25 protein-coding genes and 1 pseudogene are annotated in these 22,288 nt (G+C 40.1%); 24 read left to right on the plus strand and 2 right to left on the minus strand.

All coding sequences use genetic code 11. From position 1 onward, the window contains the following. The first annotated feature begins 7 nt into the window (after positions 1–7). The 22 genes and pseudogenes from msrA (at position 8) to NST05_RS03025 (ending at position 19,714) form a co-directional block, all read left to right on the plus strand. The gene (gene msrA, locus NST05_RS02920) at positions 8–517 is read left to right on the plus strand and encodes a peptide-methionine (S)-S-oxide reductase MsrA (RefSeq protein WP_024703984.1); all 510 of its coding nucleotides are present in this window, start codon (positions 8–10) and stop codon (positions 515–517) included. Positions 518–669: 152 nt separating this feature from the next. Further along, positions 670–2,111 (plus strand): annotated as a pseudogene (locus tag NST05_RS02925) (6-phospho-beta-glucosidase). A 436-nt stretch (positions 2,112–2,547) separates the two neighbouring features. Beyond that, positions 2,548–2,712, plus strand: coding sequence for a glycosyltransferase (locus NST05_RS02930; protein WP_231838381.1), 165 nt, complete (start codon positions 2,548–2,550; stop codon positions 2,710–2,712). Beyond that, on the plus strand, positions 2,651–2,869 hold the full coding sequence (locus NST05_RS02935; RefSeq protein ID WP_014621899.1) for a glycosyl transferase: 219 nt from the start codon (positions 2,651–2,653) through the stop codon (positions 2,867–2,869). The genes NST05_RS02930 and NST05_RS02935 overlap by 62 nt, the downstream gene beginning before the upstream one ends. A 174-nt stretch (positions 2,870–3,043) precedes the next feature. After that, positions 3,044–3,346, plus strand: a complete 303-nt coding sequence (gene gatC, locus NST05_RS02940; RefSeq protein ID WP_002884769.1) for an Asp-tRNA(Asn)/Glu-tRNA(Gln) amidotransferase subunit GatC — start codon at positions 3,044–3,046, stop codon at positions 3,344–3,346. Beyond that, complete coding sequence (gatA, locus tag NST05_RS02945; protein ID WP_084829060.1) at positions 3,346–4,812, plus strand: Asp-tRNA(Asn)/Glu-tRNA(Gln) amidotransferase subunit GatA; 1,467 nt, start codon at positions 3,346–3,348, stop codon at positions 4,810–4,812. Before gatC ends, gatA begins: the two co-directional genes overlap by 1 nt. Next, positions 4,812–6,254 (plus strand): Asp-tRNA(Asn)/Glu-tRNA(Gln) amidotransferase subunit GatB, encoded by a 1,443-nt coding sequence (gene gatB, locus NST05_RS02950; RefSeq protein WP_084829059.1) that lies wholly within the window; start codon positions 4,812–4,814, stop codon positions 6,252–6,254. The genes gatA and gatB overlap by 1 nt, the downstream gene beginning before the upstream one ends. A 97-nt stretch (positions 6,255–6,351) precedes the next feature. Continuing rightward, a complete protein-coding gene (locus tag NST05_RS02955) occupies positions 6,352–6,735 on the plus strand; it encodes a hypothetical protein (RefSeq protein ID WP_084829058.1) in 384 nt (127 codons plus the stop codon). Between the two features lie 76 nt (positions 6,736–6,811). Further along, complete coding sequence (locus tag NST05_RS02960) at positions 6,812–7,726, plus strand: DMT family transporter (RefSeq protein ID WP_084829057.1); 915 nt, start codon at positions 6,812–6,814, stop codon at positions 7,724–7,726. 136 nt (positions 7,727–7,862) lie between these two features. Then, entirely contained in the window at positions 7,863–8,390 is a 528-nt protein-coding gene (locus NST05_RS02965) for a YqeG family HAD IIIA-type phosphatase (protein ID WP_002951705.1), read from the plus strand. Beyond that, the gene (gene yqeH / locus NST05_RS02970; protein ID WP_084829056.1) at positions 8,390–9,508 is read left to right on the plus strand and encodes a ribosome biogenesis GTPase YqeH; all 1,119 of its coding nucleotides are present in this window, start codon (positions 8,390–8,392) and stop codon (positions 9,506–9,508) included. The genes NST05_RS02965 and yqeH overlap by 1 nt, the downstream gene beginning before the upstream one ends. Positions 9,509–9,746: 238 nt before the next feature. Further along, entirely contained in the window at positions 9,747–10,064 is a 318-nt protein-coding gene (yhbY, locus tag NST05_RS02975) for a ribosome assembly RNA-binding protein YhbY (protein WP_002951701.1), read from the plus strand. Positions 10,065–10,168: 104 nt separating this feature from the next. Further along, on the plus strand, positions 10,169–10,801 hold the full coding sequence (locus NST05_RS02980; protein ID WP_065972527.1) for a nicotinate-nucleotide adenylyltransferase: 633 nt from the start codon (positions 10,169–10,171) through the stop codon (positions 10,799–10,801). Next, a complete protein-coding gene (gene yqeK, locus NST05_RS02985) occupies positions 10,798–11,388 on the plus strand; it encodes a bis(5'-nucleosyl)-tetraphosphatase (symmetrical) YqeK (protein ID WP_084829055.1) in 591 nt (196 codons plus the stop codon). Before NST05_RS02980 ends, yqeK begins: the two co-directional genes overlap by 4 nt. Positions 11,389–11,411: 23 nt before the next feature. Further along, on the plus strand, positions 11,412–11,765 hold the full coding sequence (rsfS, locus tag NST05_RS02990; protein ID WP_011227491.1) for a ribosome silencing factor: 354 nt from the start codon (positions 11,412–11,414) through the stop codon (positions 11,763–11,765). A 324-nt stretch (positions 11,766–12,089) separates the two neighbouring features. Then, positions 12,090–12,830 carry a class I SAM-dependent DNA methyltransferase gene (locus tag NST05_RS02995; RefSeq protein WP_290367015.1) on the plus strand — a complete coding sequence of 247 codons (741 nt, stop codon included), beginning with the start codon at positions 12,090–12,092 and terminating at the stop codon, positions 12,828–12,830. A gap of 6 nt (positions 12,831–12,836) precedes the next feature. Continuing rightward, complete coding sequence (locus NST05_RS03000) at positions 12,837–13,928, plus strand: nucleotidyltransferase (RefSeq protein WP_084829053.1); 1,092 nt, start codon at positions 12,837–12,839, stop codon at positions 13,926–13,928. Positions 13,929–14,641: 713 nt separating this feature from the next. Next, positions 14,642–16,756, plus strand: a complete 2,115-nt coding sequence (locus NST05_RS03005; protein WP_084829052.1) for an ATP-dependent Clp protease ATP-binding subunit — start codon at positions 14,642–14,644, stop codon at positions 16,754–16,756. A 472-nt stretch (positions 16,757–17,228) separates the two neighbouring features. Next, on the plus strand, positions 17,229–18,404 hold the full coding sequence (locus NST05_RS03010; protein WP_340742897.1) for an IS256-like element IS1191 family transposase: 1,176 nt from the start codon (positions 17,229–17,231) through the stop codon (positions 18,402–18,404). 60 nt (positions 18,405–18,464) lie between these two features. After that, positions 18,465–18,962, plus strand: coding sequence for a hypothetical protein (locus NST05_RS03015; RefSeq protein ID WP_223899742.1), 498 nt, complete (start codon positions 18,465–18,467; stop codon positions 18,960–18,962). A gap of 19 nt (positions 18,963–18,981) precedes the next feature. Then, positions 18,982–19,326 carry a hypothetical protein gene (locus NST05_RS03020; RefSeq protein WP_084829048.1) on the plus strand — a complete coding sequence of 115 codons (345 nt, stop codon included), beginning with the start codon at positions 18,982–18,984 and terminating at the stop codon, positions 19,324–19,326. A gap of 37 nt (positions 19,327–19,363) precedes the next feature. Continuing rightward, positions 19,364–19,714 carry a ribonuclease gene (locus NST05_RS03025; RefSeq protein ID WP_084829047.1) on the plus strand — a complete coding sequence of 117 codons (351 nt, stop codon included), beginning with the start codon at positions 19,364–19,366 and terminating at the stop codon, positions 19,712–19,714. 19 nt (positions 19,715–19,733) lie between these two features. Here the strand turns inward: NST05_RS03025 and NST05_RS03030 are convergent, their stop codons facing one another. Together NST05_RS03030 and NST05_RS03035 are read right to left on the minus strand one after the other, a co-directional pair. Further along, positions 19,734–20,030, minus strand: coding sequence for a hypothetical protein (locus NST05_RS03030; protein ID WP_084829046.1), 297 nt, complete (start codon positions 20,028–20,030; stop codon positions 19,734–19,736). Continuing rightward, complete coding sequence (locus NST05_RS03035; RefSeq protein ID WP_084829045.1) at positions 20,027–20,446, minus strand: HIT family protein; 420 nt, start codon at positions 20,444–20,446, stop codon at positions 20,027–20,029. The genes NST05_RS03030 and NST05_RS03035 overlap by 4 nt, the downstream gene beginning before the upstream one ends. A gap of 64 nt (positions 20,447–20,510) precedes the next feature. Here NST05_RS03035 and NST05_RS03040 point away from each other — a divergent pair, with 64 nt between their 5' ends. Together NST05_RS03040 and NST05_RS03045 are read left to right on the plus strand one after the other, a co-directional pair. Continuing rightward, positions 20,511–21,242 (plus strand): ABC transporter ATP-binding protein, encoded by a 732-nt coding sequence (locus NST05_RS03040; protein WP_084829044.1) that lies wholly within the window; start codon positions 20,511–20,513, stop codon positions 21,240–21,242. Beyond that, positions 21,242–22,276, plus strand: a complete 1,035-nt coding sequence (locus NST05_RS03045) for an ABC transporter permease (protein WP_372450197.1) — start codon at positions 21,242–21,244, stop codon at positions 22,274–22,276. The genes NST05_RS03040 and NST05_RS03045 overlap by 1 nt, the downstream gene beginning before the upstream one ends. The last annotated feature ends 12 nt before the right edge of the window (positions 22,277–22,288 follow it).

The raw sequence follows: 22,288 nt of genomic DNA on the forward strand, positions 1-22,288 counted from the left end.
GGACGCTATGGAAAGAGCTATTTTTGCCGGAGGGTGCTTCTGGTGCATGGTGCAACCTTTTGAGGAGCAAGAAGGTATTCTATCTGTTCGCTCTGGTTATACTGGAGGACATGTACCAAACCCAACTTACGAGGAGGTATGTCGTAAAACGACGGGGCACACCGAGGCAGTGGAGATTATCTTTGATCCAGAAATTATTTCTTTTGCTGATTTAGTCGAAATTTATTGGGCACAGACCGATCCGACGGATGCTTTTGGACAATTTGAGGATCGTGGTGATAATTACCGTCCTGTGATTTATTATTTTGATGAGCGTCAAAAGAAAATTGCTGAACAATCTAAGGCTAATCTTCAAGCCTCAGGACGTTTTGACCGTCCAATCGTGACAAAGATTGAACCTGCGGAGACTTTCTACGAAGCCGAAGCTTACCATCAGGGATTTTATAAGACTAATCCTGAACGTTATGCGCAGAGTAGCACTATTCGTCACCAATTTTTAGAAGAAAATTGGAAATAAGTCATCATCGAGAGTAGGAAGTTATCCTACTCTCAATTCTTTGTCTGAAATCATAGGATAGTATCAGTTTTCCGTAGTTTACTATAAGAAAAGGATTACAGGCTATTGTATACTATTACTATATTAAGTCGAAATATATAAGAGGCAGAATAATGACTAAAAAATTAACGTTTCCTGACGGATTTTTTGTGGGGGTGGTGCTACAGCAGCCAACCAATGTGAAGGTGCCTATGATGCTGATGGGCGTGGGTTAGCCAATGTTGATGTGGTACCGATTGGTGAGGATCGCCTTTCGATTATTACTGGACGTCGCAAGATGTTTGATTTTGAGGATGGTTATTCTTATCCTGCTAAGGAAAGCATTGATATGTACCACCGTTACAAGGAAAATACTGCTCTCTTTGGTGAAATGGGCTTTAAGACTTATCGACTTTCTATTGCTTGGTCTCGTATTTTTCCTAAGGGTGATGAGGCTGAGCCAAATGAAGTTGGGCTAGCTTTTTACGAGGACCTATTCAAGGAATGTCACAAACATGGCATCGAACCCTTAGTAACTATTACGCACTTTGATTGTCCAATGCACTTGATTACAGAGTATGGTGGATGGCGTAATCGTAAGATTCTTGGTTTCTATGAAAATCTTTGCCGTACCCTTTTCACACGTTATAAAGGTTTGGTTAAGTACTGGCTCACTTTTAACGAAATTAACATGATTCTCCATGCACCATTTATGGGAGCAGGGATCTGTTTTGAAGAGGGTGAGAATGAGGAGCAGGTTAAATACCAAGCAGCTCACCAAGATTTGGTAGCTTCAGCTATGGCGACTAAGTTGGCTCACGAGATTGATCCTGAAAATAAGGTTGGTTGTATGTTGGCAGCCGGTCAGTATTATCCAAATACAGCCCACCCACGTGACTACTGGGCAGCCATGCAAGAAGATCGTAGTAACTATTTCTTCATTGATGTCCAGGATCGTGGAGAGTATCCAAATTATGCTAAAAAGCAGTGGGAGCGTGATGGTATTAAGCTTGAGATGACTGAAGAAGATTTGGAGCTTCTCAAAGAGCATACTGTTGATTTCATTTTCTTCTCTTATTATTCAAGTCGTGTGGCTTCAGGTGATCCAGAAGTTAATGAAAAGACTGCCGGCAATATCTTTGCCCCTATTAAAAATCCATATTTAGAATCTTCAGAGTGGGGTTGGGAAATTGACCCACTAGGCCTTCGTATTACCCTCAATGCTATTTGGGATCGTTACCAGAAACCGATGTTTATCGTTGAGAATGGGATTGGTGCTGTGGATACACCAGATGAAAATGGTTATGTTGAAGACGATTATCGTATTGACTACTTGGCAGCCCACATTAATACCATGAGGGATGCCATCAATGAAGATGGTGTAGAACTTTGGGGATACACAACCTGGGGTTGTATCGATCTTGTTTCTGCCGGAACTGGTGAAATGAAAAAACGTTATGGTTTCATCTATATAGACCGCGACAATGATGGTAATGGTAGCCTTAAAAGCTCTAAGAAAAAATCATTTAACTGGTACAAAGAAGTTATCGCAAGTAACGGTGCCTCTGTAGAATAGTGGATTTGAGCTGTGTGCTAGTCTGGGTTCAATTTTACGAATCTAGCAAGCACTGAAAGAAAATTGATCTCCGATTGAAGTCAGCCTTTGGACTGGCTTTTTTGTAAGGGGTAGAAATTGTAATGTTTTCTAAAAATGATATTCTTATTAAAGTTTGAGATGGAGAAAATTTGGGTAAAAAATCAGTTGTATTTATAGCAGAGCCATCTCTATATGGAAAAGTTAGAGCTGGATCTTTAGTCTTTACGTGCACACCAAGGGTAGTGGAAAATTTATGTGCTAAATGAGAATTTACCGACAGATTAGTTTTCCCTTATGAATAGTCGTTTGGCTGCTATTGATTCGGAAATTCTCAATTGCCGTATGTCTGCAGAAAGCTTTAAACAATTTTCGCTTCCGAGTACGTATATTCATTATACGACTTTTTTTCCGTTATGTGATTCCTGAGTTTGTTCAAGAAAATCGCGTTTTATATTTAGACTGTGATATGATTTTCACGCAGGATTTGTTACCACTTTTTGAAGTAGATTTAAACGGATTTGGCATTAGAGCTGTTGCTCTTGCCCATCAAAAAGAGCAAAATCTTCATCAAAGATGCTGAGAATGGGTATCTGGTCCCTTATAGCGAGACTATGGATGAGGATTTACTTGTTTCTCAGATGGCCGATAAGATTTTATTTGCCTTAGAAAGTGATCTTGAGTCTATGTACCAAGCCTCATACGACCTGGCAAAACATTATTTGAACCAGAAATGTTAGAAGCCTGGAGAAAGCTCTTGATACCCATACGATAACTGTTTTGAAAAAGCTGTATATTGGTAAACTGTAGTGACAAAAAAGTTGCTACAGTTTTTTTATCCTCCCAGCAAATTAGGCTAAATTATGGTAAAATAGAGGGTATTGAAAAATCATCATTTCACGAAAGGAAGCAAGATGAAAATTACGCAAGAAGAGGTAACCCACGTTGCCAATCTTTCAAAATTGAAATTCTCTCCAGAAGAGACAGCTGAGTTTGCGACAACCTTATCGAAGATTGTTGATATGGTGGAATTGTTGGAAGAAGTGGACACAACTGGTGTTGCCCCAACAACGACCATGGCGGACCGCAAGACTGTACTGCGTCCGGATGTTGCTGAAAAAGGGACTGACCGTGACCGTTTGTTTAAAAATGTACCTGAAAAAGACAATTACTACATCAAAGTACCAGCTATCCTAGAAGATGGAGGAGATGCCTAATGTCATTCAACAATAAAACCATTGAAGACTTGCACAATCTCCTTGTCTCTAAGGAAATTTCAGCAACCGAATTGACACAAGCGACCATTGACGATATCAAGGCGCGTGAAGAAGCAGTCAATGCCTTTGTGACAGTAGCAGAAGAAGCTGCCCTTGCACAAGCTAAGGCCATTGACAAAAAAGGAATCGATGCTGACAACCTCCTGTCAGGGATTCCATTCGCTGTCAAAGACAATATCTCTACTGACGGCATTTTGACGACTGCGGCCTCAAAAATGCTCTATAACTACGAGCCTATTTTTGATGCGACAGCGGTTGCTAATGCCAAAGCTAAAGATATGATTGTCATCGGGAAAACTAACATGGATGAATTTGCCATGGGTGGATCTGGTGAGACTTCTTACTATGGATCAACCAAGAATGCTTGGGATCACAGCAAGGTTCCTGGTGGGTCATCTAGTGGTTCGGCAGCAGCTGTAGCTTCAGGTCAAGTCCGTTTGTCTCTTGGTTCAGATACAGGTGGCTCTATCCGCCAACCGGCTGCCTTTAACGGGATTGTTGGCCTTAAGCCAACTTACGGAACGGTTTCTCGTTTCGGTCTCATTGCTTTTGGTAGCTCACTTGACCAGATTGGTACGTTCTCACAAACTGTTAAGGAAAATGCCCAATTGCTCAATGTTATTGCCAGTGAAGATGCTAAGGATTCAACATCTGCGCCAGTCCGCATAGCCGATTTTACTTCTAAGATTGGTCAAGACATCAAAGGCATGAAGATTGCTCTTCCTAAGGAATACCTTGGGGAAGGGATTGACCCAGAAGTTAAAGAAACCATCCTCGATGCGGCTAAGCACTTTGAAAAATTGGGAGCAACAGTCGAGGAAGTCAGCCTGCCTCATTCTAAATACGGGGTTGCTGTCTACTACATCATTGCTTCATCTGAAGCCTCTTCAAACTTGCAACGTTTCGATGGCATTCGCTATGGTTTCCGTGCGGAAGATGCCAAGAACTTGGATGACATCTACGTAAACACTCGTAGCCAAGGCTTTGGTGATGAAGTCAAACGTCGTATCATGCTGGGTACCTTTAGTTTGTCATCTGGTTACTACGATGCTTACTACAAGAAAGCTGGTCAAGTTCGTACCCTCATCATCCAAGACTTCGAAAAAGTCTTTGCGGATTACGATCTCATCCTTGGTCCTACAGCTCCAAGCGTAGCTTTCGATTTGGATACGCTCAATCATGATCCTGTTGCCATGTACTTGGCGGACTTGTTGACCACTCCAGTTAACTTGGCAGGTCTTCCAGGGATTTCGATTCCTGCAGGTTTTGCGCAAGGTCTTCCAGTTGGTTTGCAGTTGATTGGTCCTAAGTATTCTGAAGAGACCATCTATCAAGCTGCAGCTGCTTTTGAAGCTACAACGGATTACCATAAGCAACAACCCGTGATTTTTGGAGGTGACAATTAATGAACTTTGAAACAGTCATCGGACTTGAAGTCCACGTTGAATTGAATACAAACTCAAAAATTTTCTCACCAACCTCTGCTCACTTTGGGAACGAGCAAAATACCAATACTAATGTGATCGACTGGTCTTTCCCAGGGGTACTTCCTGTCTTGAACAAGGGTGTTGTGGACGCTGGAATCAAGGCCGCTTTGGCGCTGAATATGGATATCCACCAGCACATGCACTTTGACCGTAAGAACTACTTCTATCCTGATAATCCAAAAGCCTACCAAATTTCGCAATTTGACGAGCCAATCGGTTATAACGGTTGGATTGAAGTGCAATTGGAAGACGGAACAACTAAGAAAATCAGGATTGAACGGGCTCACTTGGAAGAAGATGCCGGTAAGAACACGCATGGAACAGACGGTTTCTCTTATGTTGACCTTAACCGTCAAGGGGTGCCATTGATCGAGATTGTATCTGAAGCCGATATGCGTTCTCCTGAAGAAGCCTACGCTTATTTGACAGCTCTCAAAGAAGTCATCCAATACACAGGCATTTCTGATGTCAAGATGGAAGAAGGATCTATGCGTGTGGATGCCAATATTTCCCTTCGTCCATATGGTCAAGAGGAATTTGGTACCAAGACGGAGTTGAAAAACTTGAACTCCTTCTCGAATGTCCGCAAAGGTCTTGAATACGAAGTGCAACGTCAAGCGAAAATCTTGCGCTCAGGTGGTGTCATTCGTCAAGAAACACGCCGTTATGATGAAGCCAGCAAGAGCACAATCCTTATGCGTGTCAAAGAAGGAGCAGCAGATTACCGTTACTTCCCAGAACCAGACCTTCCATTGTTTGAAATCTCAGATGAGTGGATTGAGGAAATGCGTACGGAGTTACCAGAATTTCCAAAAGACCGCCGTGCTCGCTATGTGGCAGAGCTTGGTTTGTCTGACTATGATGCCAACCAATTGACAGCTACGAAGGTTACTTCTGACTTCTTTGAAGCAGCCGTAGCCCTTGGTGGAGACGCCAAACAAGTCTCTAACTGGCTTCAAGGTGAAGTCGCTCAGTTCTTGAACGCAGAAGGCAAAACGCTTGAAGAAATCCAATTGACACCCGAAAACTTGGTAGAAATGATTGCTATCATCGAAGATGGCACCATCTCATCTAAGATTGCCAAGAAAGTATTCGTTCATTTGGCGAAAAACGGTGGCGGTGCGCGTGAATACGTCGAAAAAGCTGGATTGGTACAGATTTCAGATCCTGAAGTCTTGATTCCAATCATCCACCAAGTCTTTGCAGATAATGAAGCAGCCATAGCCGACTTCAAGTCAGGTAAACGTAATGCTGACAAGGCCTTCACAGGCTTCCTCATGAAAGCAACTAAAGGCCAAGCAAACCCACAAGTAGCCCTCAAGTTACTTGCCCAAGAATTGGCTAAGTTGAAAGAAGATTGATAAATAAAGAACCAGCCGAAAGGTTGGTTCTTTATTTGCAATATTTGTGTTAGACTAGTCAAGAAGTTTATTATAAATAGATTTTAGGAGTTACCCCATGAACAAATTCTTAAGAGTCCTTTTTATCCTCGTCATACTCGCCATGACTGGTGCTATTATTTTTCAGCTATTCTTCCCAACTTATATGGGAAGTCATTCGGGTTACGGCATTTCTGTCGGATGGCAGAGGGAGATTGGTATTTGGAACGTAACAGTTCTTGTCATCCTGATTACTGTTAATCTCAAGTACGATTGGTTTTATATGAGAGCTGTTCTAATGGCTTTGATTATTGGAGGTCTTGGGATTGGGACTAATCATTTCCTTAGCTATCTTCAATACCGTCACTCAGTCAACGCTATTGGTGCACTTGAAAATTATCTTTTAGTTCTTGGCTGGATTATAGGTTGGTGGCTTGAAAATTCCTCAAGAAAAAGAGTATAATTTTTCTGAAGTTATCTACTGATTTACGACTCCCTGTGTTATAATAAATAGGCATTATCATAATCGAGGAAAACACATGTCTAAACAATTAAAAGGGAGTCTGATGGTCTTGGTTGCTGGAATTGCTTGGGGATTTTCAGGAGTTTCGGGTCAATACCTGATGGCTCATGGGGTTAATGTTAATCTTTTAACGAGTTTACGTTTAATTCTAGCTGGGATTTTGCTGACAGCTTCGGTCTTTTTTAGGCAGTCAGACAAATTAGTTTCAGCATTTAAAGATAAGAAAACCTTAGTAAGTATCGCCTTATTTGCACTCTTTGGTTTGGTCTTGAATCAGTATGCCTATCTTAGTGCCATTCAGCATACCAATGCAGGGACTGCGACGGTCTTGCAGTATGTCACGCCAGTACTCATTCTGACTTTTGTGTGTGCTAAGAACCGTAGATTTCCAATGGTTTCAGAGTTGGTAGCGATTATCATGGCTATTGCGGGAACATTTATTATCGCAACGCATGGTCAGGTGACAGAGCTGGCCATTACGCCTATCGGCTTGTTCTGGGGCCTCTTTTCGGCAGTGACCTATGCACTTTATATCTTACTGCCTGCTAAGGCCATTGAAAAATGGGGCAGTCTGATTGTTATTGGCCTAGGCATGTTACTTGGTGGTTTGGTCTTTCCGATTGCTATCCAAGCTTGGAAGTATAAGCTTCCTTTGACCGGTGGAAATCTCTTAGCGCTTTTTGGTTTGGTCTTCATTGGGACACTCTTTGCTTACACCATTTTCCTTAAGGGGACGGCCATGGTTGGAGCTGTCAAAGGGAGTCTTTTAGCCTCGGTGGAACCCGTAGCATCGGTCATTTTGACCGTATTAATTATGGGTGACCGCTTCTTTGCCATTGATGTGGTTGGAATGATTTTAATTGTTCTTGCTGTCATCATCATATCGCTTAAGAATTTAGTTTCCCTAACAAAAGAAAAAATTCAGAGATAAGAATGGAGCCTGAGTGATTTTGGTTCTTTTCTTTATTGTTCTGTAAAGGTTGTTCTTAAAAAATAGGACTTAAGTTCCACACATAAACCTTAAAATTATGGTAAAATAAGAAGTAAACTAACACTTTGGAGAGAAAATGAGTATAGACGATTATAGGCCCCAGTTTATGGTGGAGGCTGTTTATGATTTGAAACCTGACCAGCTACGTGAACACGGTATTCGTACCGTCTTGGTCGATTTGGACAATACTTTGATTGCTTGGAACAACCCTGATGGGACTCCTGAGCTACGAGCTTGGTTAGATGAGATGACAGAGGCTGACATTCCAGTGGTTGTGGTCTCCAACAATAAACATAAACGTGTTGAACGTGCAGTTGCCAATTTCCATGTAGATTTCGTGAGTCGTGCCATGAAGCCTTTCACTAAAGGCATTAATGAAGCGATTGAACGCTATCACTTTAACCGTGAAGAGGTTGTAATGGTGGGTGACCAGCTCATGACTGACATTAGGGCTAGCCACCGAGCAGGTATTCGCTCGATTTTGGTTAAGCCTTTGGTGAAATCCGATTCTTGGGTAACCAAGTTTAACCGTTGGCGTGAACGTCGCATGTGGAAAAAGATTGAAAAAGCATATGGTCCAATGACCTTCAACAAAGGAATTTAATGGAAGAATTATTTTGTATTGGGTGTGGAGCCCAAATTCAAACAGAAGATAAAGAAAAAGCAGGTTTCACACCTGCTAGCTCTATTAAAAAGGTCGAGGAAACAGGTGAGCTATACTGCCAGCGCTGTTTCCGTCTTCGTCATTACAATGAGATTGTGGATGTCCATATCACTGATGATGAATTTTTAAAATTACTTCATGAAGTTGGTGATAGTGATGCCCTCGTTGTTAATGTTGTTGATATTTTCGATTTTAATGGATCAATCATCCCAGGCTTATCACGCTTTGTTTCGGGTAATGATGTGCTCTTGGTTGGAAATAAAAAGGATATCCTACCTAAATCCGTTAAAGACGGTAAGGTAACTCAATGGTTGACAGAACGTGCCCACGAAGAAGGGATGCGTCCTGTGGATGTCATGTTGACATCTGCTCAAAATCATCATGCTATTAAAGAACTGATTCAACGTATTGAAGCCCTCCGTAAGGGTCGTGATGTCTATGTTGTTGGTGTTACGAATGTTGGTAAATCAACCTTAATCAATGCCATCATCAAAGAAATTACTGGTGATAAGGATGTTATCACAACCTCTCGTTTCCCAGGAACGACCCTTGATAAGATTGAAATTCCATTAGATGATGGTAGCTATATTTTTGATACACCAGGAATTATACACCGTCACCAGATGGCGCACTATCTGTCAGCTAAGGACCTCAAATACGTTAGTCCTAAGAAGGAAATCAAACCGAAGACTTATCAGTTAAATGCAGGCCAAACCCTATTTCTAGGTGGACTAGGACGTTTTGACTTCATTGATGGTGATAAACAAGGTTTTACAGCCTTCTTTGACAATAATCTAAAGCTTCACCGTACCAAACTTGACGGCGCAGATGCCTTTTATGACAAGCACGTTGGAAGTCTCCTTATGCCACCTGGGCCTAAGGAATTGGCTGATTTTCCAAAACTAGTCCGTCACGAGTTCACTATCAAAGATAAGACAGACGTTGTCTTTTCAGGATTAGGCTGGATTCGTGTTCAAGGGAAAGCAGACCAACCAACCATCGTTGCTGCCTGGGCACCAGAAGGCGTTGGTGTCGTTGTGCGAAAAGCAATTATTTAAACCTAATGAAGCAGTTAAAAGTATAAAAAAGTCTTTTCAATGATCATAAAGTTTGCCTAGAGTTAAGCCATAAGCAAACAATGTGTTTTTCGCCCTGATAGTAATCTAAGCAACATACTATGTTACGTGGATTCGAAATTTTTGAAACTTTAAGCTCAAAAAATTAGCCATGGAACCCAAAGTTTACGAGCGACCCTATCATCTAAGAAAAACATCAAAAAATTAAAAAGGAATAAACATGTCACTAACATCAAAACAACGTGCCTTCCTCAAATCGGAAGCCCACACCCTTAAACCTATTGTACAAATTGGGAAAAACGGTCTTAACGATCATATCAAAACTAGCGTTCGTAACGCCCTTGATGCCCGTGAGTTAATTAAGGTAACCCTTCTTCAAAATACTATGGAAGATATCCATGAAGTTGCTGAAATTTTGGAAGAAGAAATCGGCTGTGATACAGTCCTCAAGATTGGACGTATCTTGATTCTTTACAAGGAATCTGCTAAAAAAGAAAATCGTAAGTTGTCACCAAATGTTAAAGCCATCCAAAAATAGTTGCTGACGTTACTTGGTGAAGGACAAATTAAGGTATAGAAACACTTTTAAAGCATTGAAGATGTTAAAAAAATCATATAATGCTTGAATAAGAGGAGACGAACATGGCATTAGATCTTGTAACCCCGTTTACAAAGGTTCAACTAGAGGAAGAAATTAAAGATACCGGCCGTAAGCAGGTTGGAATATTAGGTGGAAATTTCAATCCTGTTCACAATGCCCACCTGGTTGTTGCAGACCAGGTGCGTCAGCAGTTAGGTCTCGATGAAGTTCTTCTTATGCCTGAATTTGAGCCCCCTCATATCGATAAAAAAGAGACTATTGATGAAAAGCATCGCCTTAATATGCTTATGTTGGCTACTAACGGCATCGCAGGTTTGGATATTGAAACCATCGAGTTGGAACGTAAGGGAATCAGCTATACCTATGACACCATGAAGCTCTTGACAGAGGCTAATCCGGATACGGATTATTACTTTATTATTGGAGCTGATATGGTCGAGTACCTACCAAAATGGCACCGTATTGATGAACTTATCGAGATGGTTCAATTTGTTGGTGTACCGCGTCCTAAGTATAAGGCTGGAACCTCATATCCTGTTATCTGGGTTGATGTGCCCCTTATGGATATTAGTTCAAGTGCAGTCAGATCCTACATTAAGAAGGATCGTATACCTAACTTCATGGTGCCGCAGTCTGTACTTGCCTACATCAAGAAAGCGGGGCTCTATAAATGACCTATGAAAAATACCTTGACTTTTCTCGTGATGAACTCCTTGAAAAAGTTAGAACGGTTATGAGTCCTAAACGCTTTAGTCATGTTTTGGGTGTTGAGCAAGCTGCTATTGCTCTTGCTGAAAAGTATGGTTACGATACTGAAAAAGCTGGTTTAGCTGGCCTCCTTCATGATTATGCCAAGGAACTTCCAGACCAGGAATTCATAGAGCTAATCGATAAGTATGAGCTCGATCCTGAATTGAAAAAATGGGGAAACAATATCTGGCATGGCATGGTTGGGATTTACAAAATCCAAGAAGATTTGGGTTTAACTGATTCTGAGATTCTACGCAGTATTGAAATCCATACTGTCGGAAGTCATGAAATGTCAATCCTAGATAAAATTGTCTATGTGGCTGACTATATTGAGCATAACCGTAATTTCCCTTTGGTAGAGGAAGCTAGACAAGTAGCAAAGCAATCTTTGGATAAAGCAGTTGCTTTTGAAACAGTCCATACGGTAGAACACTTGGCGCACCAGGCCTTGCCGATTTATCCCAAAACTCTTGAAACCTATAATGCTTTTGTGAGTTACTTAAAAGATTAACAATTAATTACTGGAGAATACAATTGACTAAAGAAGAATTACTTGAATTGGTTGTCAAAGCTGCTGATGAAAAGCGAGCTGAAGACATCGTTGCCCTAGATTTGTATGGTCTTACTAGCCTAACAGATTACTTTGTTATTTTGAGTGCAATGAATAGCCGTCAGTTGGAAGCTATTGCCGACAACATCCGTGAGAAAGTTAAAGAAGCTGGTGTGGACGCTAGTCACATGGAAGGTGACAATAAGGGAGGCTGGATTCTTTTGGATCTTAACGACGTCGTTGTTCACATCTTTACAGAAGATGAGCGTGCACACTATAACCTCGAAAAACTCTGGCATGAAGCACTAATGGTAGATGTGTCAGCCTATTTGGCATAAGAAATTGAACTCAGTTAGCGATAACTGGGTTTTGTTGCTTAATTGAAAATCTAATGGAAAGAAAGGATAGGGTGTCGTGTTTAGTTAATTTTATAAACTTAACACGAGCTCAAAGCTATGAGAAAAAGAAAAACTTCCTTTGTATCTAGTGATACGGCAGAAAGTTTCCTATTTTCTCTCTGCTTTTAACGCTCTTTGTATCCTAGAAAGGATTTGAACCCGTCCTGTAATCGTCGGAAAATAGATAGCTTTGGCTTGGATCAGGATTCCAAGTCAAAGCTTCTAATTTTCATTCCAATTACAGACGGACTTGGTATCATGATTATGGCTACTTATGAAACTTTTGCGGCGGTCTACGACGCTGTTATGGATGACAGTCTTTACGATTTGTGGACGGATTTTTCCCTCCGTCATTTGCCAAAGACTATGGACAAAAAGAAATTGCTTGAATTGGCTTGTGGAACAGGGATTCAATCTGTACGTTTTTCTCAAGCTGGTTTTGATGTCACTGGACTTGATTTGAGTGCTGATATGTTGAAAATTGCTCAGAAGCGTGCGTCTTCTGCCAAGCAGAAAATTGATTTTATTGAAGGCAATATGTTGGATTTATCGCAAGCTGGCAAGTATGATTTTGTGACCTGCTACTCAGATTCAATCTGCTATATGCAGGATGAAGTAGAGGTTGGAGACGTCTTCAAAGAGGTTTACAATGCACTCAATGAGGATGGCGTCTTTATATTTGATGTACACTCAACCTATCAAACTGATGAAGTTTTCCCTGGATATTCTTACCATGAAAATGCTGGGGATTTTGCTATGCTCTGGGATACTTATGAGGATGCGGCTCCGCATTCTGTAGTTCATGAATTGACCTTCTTTCTCCAAGAGGAAGATGGAAGCTTTAGCCGTCATGATGAGGTGCACGAGGAGCGTACCTATGAGGTCTTGACTTATGATATCTTGCTAGAGCAGGCTGGCTTCAAATCTTTCAAGCTTTACGCCGATTTCGAGGATAAGGAACCGACTGAAACTAGTGCACGTTGGTTCTTTGTCGCCCAAAAGTAAGAGCTTATGACAGTTACAGGTATTATTGCTGAGTTCAATCCTTTTCATAACGGCCACAAGTATCTCTTGGATCATGCTGAAGGCATAAAAATTGTTGCCATGTCTGGGAACTTTGTTCAGCGAGGTGAGCCAGCTATTGTGGATAAGTGGATTAGAGCTCAGATGGCTTTGGAAAATGGAGCAGATCTCGTGGTTGAGTTGCCCTTCTTTACGGCAGTCCAGTCTGCCGATTATTTTGCATCTGGGGCTGTCGATATCTTGTCTCGACTGGGAATTGATAGTCTTACTTTTGGCACGGAAGAAGTCCTAGACTATCAGACTATAGCAGATGTCTATTCTGAAAAGTCAGAGGAAATGGAAGCCTTTGTGGAAAGTTTACCGAGTGACTTGTCTTATCCACAAAAGACGCAAAAAATGTGGGAAAAGTTTGCTGGTGTGGATTTTACTGGCAATACACCCAACCATATCCTAGGATTAGCCTATGCCAAAGCTTGTGCGGGTAAGGGCATTACGTTGAATCCTATCCAGAGACAAGGGGCTGGCTATCATTCCTTAGACAAGGAAGTATCTTTCGCCTCGGCGACCAGTCTACGTCTCCACAAAGAAGATAGTGATTTTGTGGATAAGTTCATGCCCAATAGCAAACTTTTTCAAACTTCTCCACAGGTCTCTTGGGATAATTATTTCCAATTGCTGGTTTATCAGATTCTTACAAACCCTGATTTGACCAGTGTTTTCCAGGTGAATGAAGAGATTGCCAGTCGTTTAAAAGCTGCTATTCGTGAGGTTTCTTCTGTTGAAGAACTGGTGGATAAGGTAGCAACCAAACGCTATACAAAAGCACGGGTACGTCGTATTTTGACCTATATCCTAGTCGGAGCTGTGGATAATTCTTTGCCTAAATCTATTCATGTGCTTGGATTTTCTCAAAAAGGGCAGTCTCATCTCAAATCTGTGAAGAAGTTTGTGGATACAGTGGTTCGGATTGGACGAGAACCTTGGGATATACTTACACAACAAGCGGATAATATTTATCAATTAGGCAACCCCGAACTTTCTGAACAAAACTTCGGACGCATACCGATTAGAGTAAAATAGTTTTATAAAAGGTCTACCTCTGGTAGGCTTTTTTACTTTCTGTAAATTATTTTCCAAAAGGTCAAATAAGATCAAACAAAACTATCGACCTTTGCTGACTAATGGTGTATTATGATTCCATAAGGATTTAGCTTCCTTATAAGATTGCAGGACTAGCTTAAATACTTGTAAAAAGGTAATTATAGCTTACCTGCAAAAAAATTACAATAAAGGTCAAAAAAGTCAAAAATACATTGACCAATACTGACCAATGTTGTACAATATAAACATAAGGAAATGAAATCCTTATGAAGGCTGTCAAAACAGTCCATATACCGATATGAAAAGATTGCAGCTTGTCTGCTTAAATTTTCATTAAAAAGTTCAGTAAAAGTCAAAGCTAAATTCTTGACCCAAGCATATGAAAGGTATATGATAAAGCTTAAGGAAAAGAGTTTCCTTAAGCTACAAGCATATTTCAGAAAGAAACTTGTAAGTTAGCTATTTTGAGAGATTCACAGAAAGAAGGTGGCTCTTATGCTGAATGATAATTAAATTAATTCAAGACTGTGAAAGTTCTCAGTCTTCTACCAAGAGCAAAACCGAAAATTATTAGAAGAGTAGTTGAGGCTCTGAAAATTTTTAGGGTTTTGGTCAGTAAAAGTCAATTTTTACACATTAACTAAAAAATAACACTTAAAAAATCACAAGAAAACACAGTATGAGGTGATTATATGAACAACAACTTTAATAATATGGATGATCTTTTCAATCAATTGATGGGTAACATGGGTGGTTTCCGTTCAGAAAGCCGTCGCTACATGATTAACGGTCGTGAAGTGTCACCTGAAGAATTTGCAATTTACCGTCAAACAGGTAAATTGCCTGGTAATCAAGGTGAAGCAGTGAACCCAACGCAACAACAGGGTAACGGACCTAAACAAGATGGTATTCTTGCTAAAATTGGTCGTAACTTGACTCAAGAAGCTCGTGAAGGTAAATTGGATCCTGTTATCGGACGTAACAAAGAAATCCAAGAAACTAGCGAAATCTTGGCTCGTCGTACTAAGAATAACCCAGTCCTTGTCGGTGATGCTGGGGTTGGTAAAACAGCTGTAGTTGAAGGTTTGGCACAAGCCATCGTTAATGGTGATGTCCCAGCTGCTATCAAGGACAAAGAAATCATCTCAATTGATATTTCTGCACTTGAAGCTGGTACTCAATACCGTGGTAGCTTTGAAGAAAACATTCAAAACTTGATAAATGAAGTCAAAGAAGCTGGAAACATTATCCTCTTCTTCGATGAAATTCATCAAATTCTTGGTGCCGGAAGCACTGGCGATGGTCAAGGTTCTAAAGGTCTGGCTGATATCTTGAAACCTGCTCTTTCACGTGGTGAAATAACAGTGATTGGTGCAACAACTCAAGATGAATACCGTAACACTATCTTGAAGAATCCTGCCCTTGCTCGTCGTTTCAACGAAGTTAAGGTCAATGCTCCTTCTCCTGAAGATACCTTCAAGATTCTTCAAGGTATTCGTGATCTTTATGAAAAACACCACAATGTTATCTTGCCAGATGATGTCTTGAAAGCGGCGGTTGATTTTTCAGTACAATACATTCCACAACGTAGCTTGCCAGATAAGGCTATTGACCTTTTGGACATGACAGCAGCTCACTTGGCAGCACAACATCCAGTAACTGATGTCAATGCTGTTGAACGTGAAATCGAAGAAGAAAAAGCTAAACAAGAAGCTGCAGTTGCTAAAGAAGATTACGAAGCAGCTCTAAATTCTAAGATTCGTATTGAAAAACTTGAAAAGGAAATTGCTAACCATGCAAAAGATCGCAAGGTGACTGCGACTGTAAACGATGTGGCTGAATCCGTAGAACGTATGACTGGTATTCCAGTATCTCAAATGGGTGCAACGGATATCGAACGTTTGAAAGATATGGGTAACCGTTTGCAAGCTAAGGTTATTGGTCAAGATAAGGCCGTTGAAGCAGTGGCACGTTCCATTCGTCGTAATCGTGCAGGATTTGACGAAGGTAACCGTCCAATCGGTAGCTTCCTCTTTGTAGGACCTACTGGTGTTGGTAAAACTGAGTTGGCTAAACAATTGGCCCTTGATTTGTTCGGTACCAAAGATGCTATCATCCGTTTGGACATGTCAGAATACAGCGACCGCACAGCCGTTTCTAAATTGATTGGTACAACAGCTGGTTATGTTGGTTATGATGATAATAGTAATACCTTGACAGAACGTGTTCGTCGTAACCCTTATTCAATCATCCTTCTTGATGAAATTGAAAAGGCAGACCCTCAAGTTATCACCCTTCTCCTCCAAGTTTTGGATGATGGCCGTTTGACTGATGGTCAAGGTAATACTGTAAACTTCAAGAACACAGTCATTATCGCAACTTCAAACGCTGGCTTTGGTTACGAATCTAACTTGACAGAAGATGCTGATAAACCAGAACTCATGGATCGTTTGAAACCTTACTTCCGTCCTGAATTCCTTAACCGTTTCGACGCAATTATTGAGTTCTCACACTTAGATAAGGAGGACCTTTCTAAGATTGTCGATCTTATGTTGAATGAAGTTAACAAGACTCTTTCTAAGAAAGGCATTGACTTGGCAGTTAGCGAAGCTGCTAAAGCCTATATGACAGAAGAAGGCTATGATGAAGTTATGGGTGCTCGTCCACTCCGTCGTGTGGTTGAACAACAAATCCGTGACAAAGTCACAGACTTCCACTTGGATAACCTTGATGCTAAACACCTAGAAGCTGATATGGAAGATGGTGTCTTAGTTATCAAAGAAAAAAAAGAAAAAGATGCTAAATAAAAAGCATAGGAACTCCTAATCCGATTAATGAAGCAGAGATGTTAGTAGACATCTCTGCTTTTTTCTTTTTTATTTAAGACTTTCCTTGGGTGCTACGGACGGAAGCGACTTTCTAACGGAATTCCATTCCTAAGATTTGAGCCTAAGTCTCAAATCTTCCGAGTGAGATAAGCAATATGGTTTCTCTCACCTTTAGCACAGCGGAAAATCTTGTTTTGGGTATTGCTATGACTTCCATGTTTATTCTTAATTTTAAAATGATATGAAATTATAATAATCTTATGATATGAATAGTTAAAAATACATTATATTTTTAAGAAAATATTGACAACGTATATGTATATATATAATATTATGGAAAATTAAATTTAGGTGAGGAATTCGGTAGTGTAAAATAAGTTGTGTAAACACAAAAAGGAATAAATCCGTTATAGTAGAGTTGCAAAACATTACTAGAAAGAGATTTATTCCTATGACTCAGTTTACCACAGAACTACTTAACTTCCTAGCCCAAAAGCAAGATATTGATGAATTTTTCCGTACTTCTCTTGAAACAGCTATGAATGATCTGCTTCAAGCAGAGTTATCAGCCTTTTTAGGGTATGAACCTTACGATAAATTAGGCTATAATTCTGGGAATAGTCGTAACGGAAGCTATGCACGGAAATTCGAAACCAAATATGGGACTGTTCAGTTGAGTATTCCTAGAGATCGTAATGGGAACTTTAGTCCAGCTTTGCTTCCCGCTTATGGACGTCGAGATGACCACTTGGAAGAGATGGTTATCAAACTCTATCAAACCGGTGTAACGACTCGAGAAATTAGTGATATCATCGAGCGAATGTATGGTCATCACTATAGTCCTGCCACAATTTCTAATATCTCAAAAGCAACTCAGGAGAATGTCGCTACTTTTCATGAGCGAAGCTTAGAAGCCAATTACTCTGTTTTATTTCTTGACGGAACCTATCTTCCCTTAAGACGTGGAACCGTTAGTAAAGAATGTATTCATATCGCACTTGGCATTACACCAGAAGGACAGAAGGCTGTTCTTGGATATGAAATCGCCCCAAATGAAAACAATGCTTCTTGGTCCACCCTGTTAGACAAGCTTCAAAACCAAGGAATCCAACAGGTTTCTCTTGTAGTGACCGATGGCTTCAAGGGGCTTGAAGAGATTATCAATCAGGCTTACCCATTAGCTAAACAACAACGTTGCTTAATTCATATTAGTCGAAATCTAGCTAGTAAAGTGAAACGAGCAGATAGAGCGGTTATTCTGGAGCAATTTAAAACGATTTATCGTGCTGAAAATTTAGAAATGGCAGTGCAAGCTTTAGAGAACTTTATCGCCGAATGGAAACCAAAGTATAGGAAAGTCATGGAAAGTCTGGAGAATACGGATAATCTTTTAACTTTTTATCAGTTTTCCTACCAGATTTGGCATAGCATTTATTCGACAAACCTCATTGAGTCTCTTAACAAAAAAATCAAACGTCAAACGAAAAAGAAGGTCCTTTTTCCTAACGAGGAGGCTCTGGAACGTTATTTAGTTACCCTGTTTGAAGATTATAATTTCAAGCAAAATCAACGCATCCATAAAGGATTTGGCCATTGTGCTGACACACTTGAAAGCTTATTTGATTAACATTCTTCAACTCTACTTGAGTGTTTACACATAATTATTGACAGTATCGAGGAATTCTTATTGAAAAAGAAAAAATGTTTATTTACTTTTTTTATGATTTTACTATCTATAGCACTAACAGGTTGTTCGGCTAGTAAAAACTTAATAAATACTGCAAAAAATATTTCAGAAGTCGTTACAAGTAAATCTTCAAGTTCTTCAACAACATCAAGCTCTTCAGGTTCTGTAAGTTCAAGTAATTTTAACCCTCAGGACACATCTGATGCCACAATTGAGAGTATTTCAACCTATAACGACTATCTAACGATGTATTCAAAAATTGTTGATGAATATCTAACGAATTATCAAAATGCTGTCGCTGGTACAGTACTAGATAATGCAAATACAATTGAGCAAATGAAACAAGAAACATTGAAATCTTTGGAAGAACAGAAGAAAGAATACGGTGCGATGGGAAACACGAAGATTATTGGTAAGGATAGTCTAGTTGAATGTTTGAAAAATTACCGTAATGGATTGAAGGAATATATAGTAAATATTTCAACCCAAATTCAATAATATAATTAAAGGAGATTAAATGAAAACAAAAACATTAGCCATAATAAATGGAGTAGTAGGATTAATCGGAGGAATCTTTCTTCTTTTTGCAATCTGGTTTATTTTAGGTGTAGCATCTTCGGGATCAGAAGCCGCGACTGGATTAACAACTTTGTTTGTATATCTTGTAAAGCTAGCACTACTAGTACTTGGAATAGTTGGTGCTGTATATTATAAAGGGGATACACCGGTAGGAACTGCTCCTAGTGTACTTTTGATTGTTGGAGGGGCGATTTCTCTTATTCCTTTCTTGGGATGGATTGGCGGAATATTAGGAATAATCTGTGGTTCATTGTATCTATCGAGCCTGAAAAAATTTCTTTAATATTTGAATATGAGAAAATCATTTCAAGGAGGGTAAGATGGATTTATTTTGGCCAATGTTTTTCCTTATGGCCATCATGGTAATTATCATGATTTTTGCGACAATTTCAGAGGTAATCAATAAAGTAGGTAATATAGCAAAATGGCTCGGTTTAGGTGCTATAGCTGGAAATGTGATAAATAATAAAATCAATTCAGACACTGCTATAAAACAAGGTAGAACTTGGAGGAAAAGTCGAAAACACCGTAATAACGGATTTTTAGATGATTTTGAAGAGTTTGTATCGCCATCTTATGAATCAGATGAAAAGCATGATTTGTCTGATGATGAAAGCTTTAGAGAATATCAGGAATTTAAAAAGTGGAAAGCAACAGAAAAAGGTAACTAGCACAGGCTACTTACCTTTATTATTTATCGTCACTTTGATATTTTTTCAAGTGTTCTTGGATGATGCTGAGTCGAGGTTCTAGGTCTTTTTGGAAGACGCGTGTTTTATAGTTGAGGTCTTGTTTGATGTCATCAAGCACAAGGTTTTGTTTCTTGATGATGTCAAGGTTGCGTTTGATTCTGTCCAGATCGTGAGAGATATTTTCTCGTGATTGGTTGAGGTCTAGGATCTCTTCTTTGATGTCTTCACGTCGTTTATGGGCGTAGTAGGCACCACAGGCAAGGGTTCCAAGAGCTAGAAGGCGTCCGAGTTTCATTCTGTTACCTCTTTAGCAATGCTGTCAGCAAGGTTTGCTAGAGCAGCGAAGTCAGGTTCATGCTCATCAAAGCTCATATGGATACCGTCGTCTGAACCGTAACGAGGTACTAGATGGATGTGGGCATGGAAGACAGTCTGTCCAGCTACTTCTTCGTTGTTGTTGAGAACATTCATTCCGATAGCTTTTGTTGCTTTTTGGACGGCACGGGCAATTTTAGGGACACGGCTAAAGACAGTCTCTGCGTTTTCAGCAGACATTTCTAAGATGTTGCGAACGTGTTCTTTAGGAATGACCAGAGTATGTCCTTTTGTAGCTTGGGAGATGTCGAGGAAGGCTAGAACCTTGTCATCCTCGTAGACTTTTGATGATGGAATTTCTCCAGATATAATTTTACAGAAAATACAATTATCCATAATAACGACCTTTCCATGAGTTTCTGTTATAATAGATTATATCATACCAAAGAGAGAAAAGATAATGCTTAAATTAGAAAAGGTGACGGGTGGTTATGCCAATATTCCCGTCCTAAAAGATGTCACTTTTGAGGTGGCTGATGGTGAATTAGTTGGCCTTATTGGTCTCAATGGTGCCGGAAAATCAACAACAATTAACGAGATTATTGGTCTCTTGACACCCTACGGGGGACAGATTGTTATTGATGGTTTGAGCATACAGCAAGATTCGGCTAGCTACCGTCAAAAGATTGGCTACATTCCTGAAACGCCAAGTCTTTATGAAGAATTGACGCTTCGTGAACATTTGGAAACTGTGCTTATGGCATATGGCCTTGATGTTACAGAAGGAATGGCACATGCAGACAAGTACCTCAAACTTTTTCGCTTAGATGAAAAGTTGGACTGGTTCCCGACTCAGTTTTCAAAAGGGATGAAGCAGAAGGTCATGATTATCTGCGCCTTTATTGTCAACCCAAGTCTTTTCATTGTTGATGAGCCCTTTTTGGGATTGGATCCCTTGGCGATTTCTGATTTGATTGAGCTTCTGGCTGAGGAAAAAGCCAATGGCAAGTCTATTCTCATGTCGACTCACGTTTTGGATTCAGCTGAGAAGATGTGTGATCGTTTTGTGATTTTGCACCATGGACAGGTCTTGGCACAGGGGACGATTGATGAGCTTCGTCAGACCTTTGGTGACAGTAGTGCTAGTCTTAACGATATCTATATGCAGTTGACTAAGGGAGAATTGTCATGATAGCTGAGCTTTTTAAGGAGCGTAGCAGACGATTCACCACCCGTTGTGCTAAGTATAGTCGCTACGTCTTTAATGACCACTTTATCCTGGTTCTTCTTTTTTTGCTGGGTTTTGTCTTGGTTCAGTATAGCCAGTTGCTCCGACATTTTCCAAAGAATCCATGGGCCATCATTCTTGGCTTACTTGTGCTTTGTTTTTTACTGCCTTTTTGGGGCAATATTGCCACCTATTTAGAGCCTGCAGACAAGCACTACCTCTTAGTTAAGGAAGAAGAGGTGCTAGACCATATTAAGAAGGCGACAGGGCGTGCTTTTAGATTTTGGGTACTCATCCAGACCTTGATTTTTATCTTGGTCGTCCCACTCTTTCTGGCCTTGGGTCTTCCAGTTTGGGGAGTTGTCCTTATAGCCGTGGCTATGGCTATTCTTAAGTATTTTATTTTCCAAAAGAAAGCACAACCTTTTTATAAGCAGTCTGGGTTGAATTGGACTGATGCTATTGCAGCGGAGAATAAACGACAACAATCAATCTTGAAGTTTTTCTCACTTTTTACCAATGTTAAGGGAATTACATCGAGTGTTAAACGCCGTGGCTATTTGGATGGCATTCTCAAGCGTACAAAGAAAGACAAGAAACATACGTGGTACAACCTGTACCTAAGAGCCTTCTTACGTTCAGGAGATTACTTTGCCCTTAGCCTACGCCTTTTTGCTTTAACACTTTTGGTTATTTTTTTGGTTCCTGAAAAATGGCTGGCTATGGTACTTGTGGTTGTTTTTGACTATCTCTTACTCTTCCAGCTCACAGTGCTTAAATCGCACTTTGCTTACCAAAGGATGGCCAACCTTATGCCAATTGGAAAAGACATGCAGGTGAGCAATCTTAAGCGCTTGATTAATCAAATTGTCCTTGTAATGACACTGATTCAGGCTCTTTGTCTCTTTGACCTTAAATTTAGCCTGATTTTGGTTGGAGTTATGCTAGTTTTGAGCCTTGTTTACCTACCAGCCAAGCTTAAGAAGATGATTGACTAATACCTATTAAAT

The sequence above is a fragment of the Streptococcus sp. FSL E2-3494 genome (genome assembly GCF_038007085.1).
Lineage (GTDB): Bacteria > Bacillota > Bacilli > Lactobacillales > Streptococcaceae > Streptococcus > Streptococcus thermophilus.

What these genes read in the sequence shown, in the direction of transcription:
- msrA (WP_024703984.1), top strand. Translation starts at nt 8, where the DNA reads ATGGAAAGAGCTATTTTTGCCGGAGGGTGCTTCTGGTGCATGGTGCAA.
- gatC (WP_002884769.1), top strand. Translation starts at nt 3,044, where the DNA reads ATGAAAATTACGCAAGAAGAGGTAACCCACGTTGCCAATCTTTCAAAA.
- gatA (WP_084829060.1), top strand. Translation starts at nt 3,346, where the DNA reads ATGTCATTCAACAATAAAACCATTGAAGACTTGCACAATCTCCTTGTC.
- gatB (WP_084829059.1), top strand. Translation starts at nt 4,812, where the DNA reads ATGAACTTTGAAACAGTCATCGGACTTGAAGTCCACGTTGAATTGAAT.
- NST05_RS02955 (WP_084829058.1), top strand. Translation starts at nt 6,352, where the DNA reads ATGAACAAATTCTTAAGAGTCCTTTTTATCCTCGTCATACTCGCCATG.
- NST05_RS02960 (WP_084829057.1), top strand. Translation starts at nt 6,812, where the DNA reads ATGTCTAAACAATTAAAAGGGAGTCTGATGGTCTTGGTTGCTGGAATT.
- NST05_RS02965 (WP_002951705.1), top strand. Translation starts at nt 7,863, where the DNA reads ATGAGTATAGACGATTATAGGCCCCAGTTTATGGTGGAGGCTGTTTAT.
- yqeH (WP_084829056.1), top strand. Translation starts at nt 8,390, where the DNA reads ATGGAAGAATTATTTTGTATTGGGTGTGGAGCCCAAATTCAAACAGAA.
- yhbY (WP_002951701.1), top strand. Translation starts at nt 9,747, where the DNA reads ATGTCACTAACATCAAAACAACGTGCCTTCCTCAAATCGGAAGCCCAC.
- NST05_RS02980 (WP_065972527.1), top strand. Translation starts at nt 10,169, where the DNA reads ATGGCATTAGATCTTGTAACCCCGTTTACAAAGGTTCAACTAGAGGAA.
- yqeK (WP_084829055.1), top strand. Translation starts at nt 10,798, where the DNA reads ATGACCTATGAAAAATACCTTGACTTTTCTCGTGATGAACTCCTTGAA.
- NST05_RS02995 (WP_290367015.1), top strand. Translation starts at nt 12,090, where the DNA reads ATGGCTACTTATGAAACTTTTGCGGCGGTCTACGACGCTGTTATGGAT.
- NST05_RS03000 (WP_084829053.1), top strand. Translation starts at nt 12,837, where the DNA reads ATGACAGTTACAGGTATTATTGCTGAGTTCAATCCTTTTCATAACGGC.
- NST05_RS03005 (WP_084829052.1), top strand. Translation starts at nt 14,642, where the DNA reads ATGAACAACAACTTTAATAATATGGATGATCTTTTCAATCAATTGATG.
- NST05_RS03010 (WP_340742897.1), top strand. Translation starts at nt 17,229, where the DNA reads ATGACTCAGTTTACCACAGAACTACTTAACTTCCTAGCCCAAAAGCAA.
- NST05_RS03020 (WP_084829048.1), top strand. Translation starts at nt 18,982, where the DNA reads ATGAAAACAAAAACATTAGCCATAATAAATGGAGTAGTAGGATTAATC.
- NST05_RS03025 (WP_084829047.1), top strand. Translation starts at nt 19,364, where the DNA reads ATGGATTTATTTTGGCCAATGTTTTTCCTTATGGCCATCATGGTAATT.
- NST05_RS03030 (WP_084829046.1), bottom strand. Translation starts at nt 20,030, where the DNA reads ATGAAACTCGGACGCCTTCTAGCTCTTGGAACCCTTGCCTGTGGTGCC.
- NST05_RS03035 (WP_084829045.1), bottom strand. Translation starts at nt 20,446, where the DNA reads ATGGATAATTGTATTTTCTGTAAAATTATATCTGGAGAAATTCCATCA.
- NST05_RS03040 (WP_084829044.1), top strand. Translation starts at nt 20,511, where the DNA reads ATGCTTAAATTAGAAAAGGTGACGGGTGGTTATGCCAATATTCCCGTC.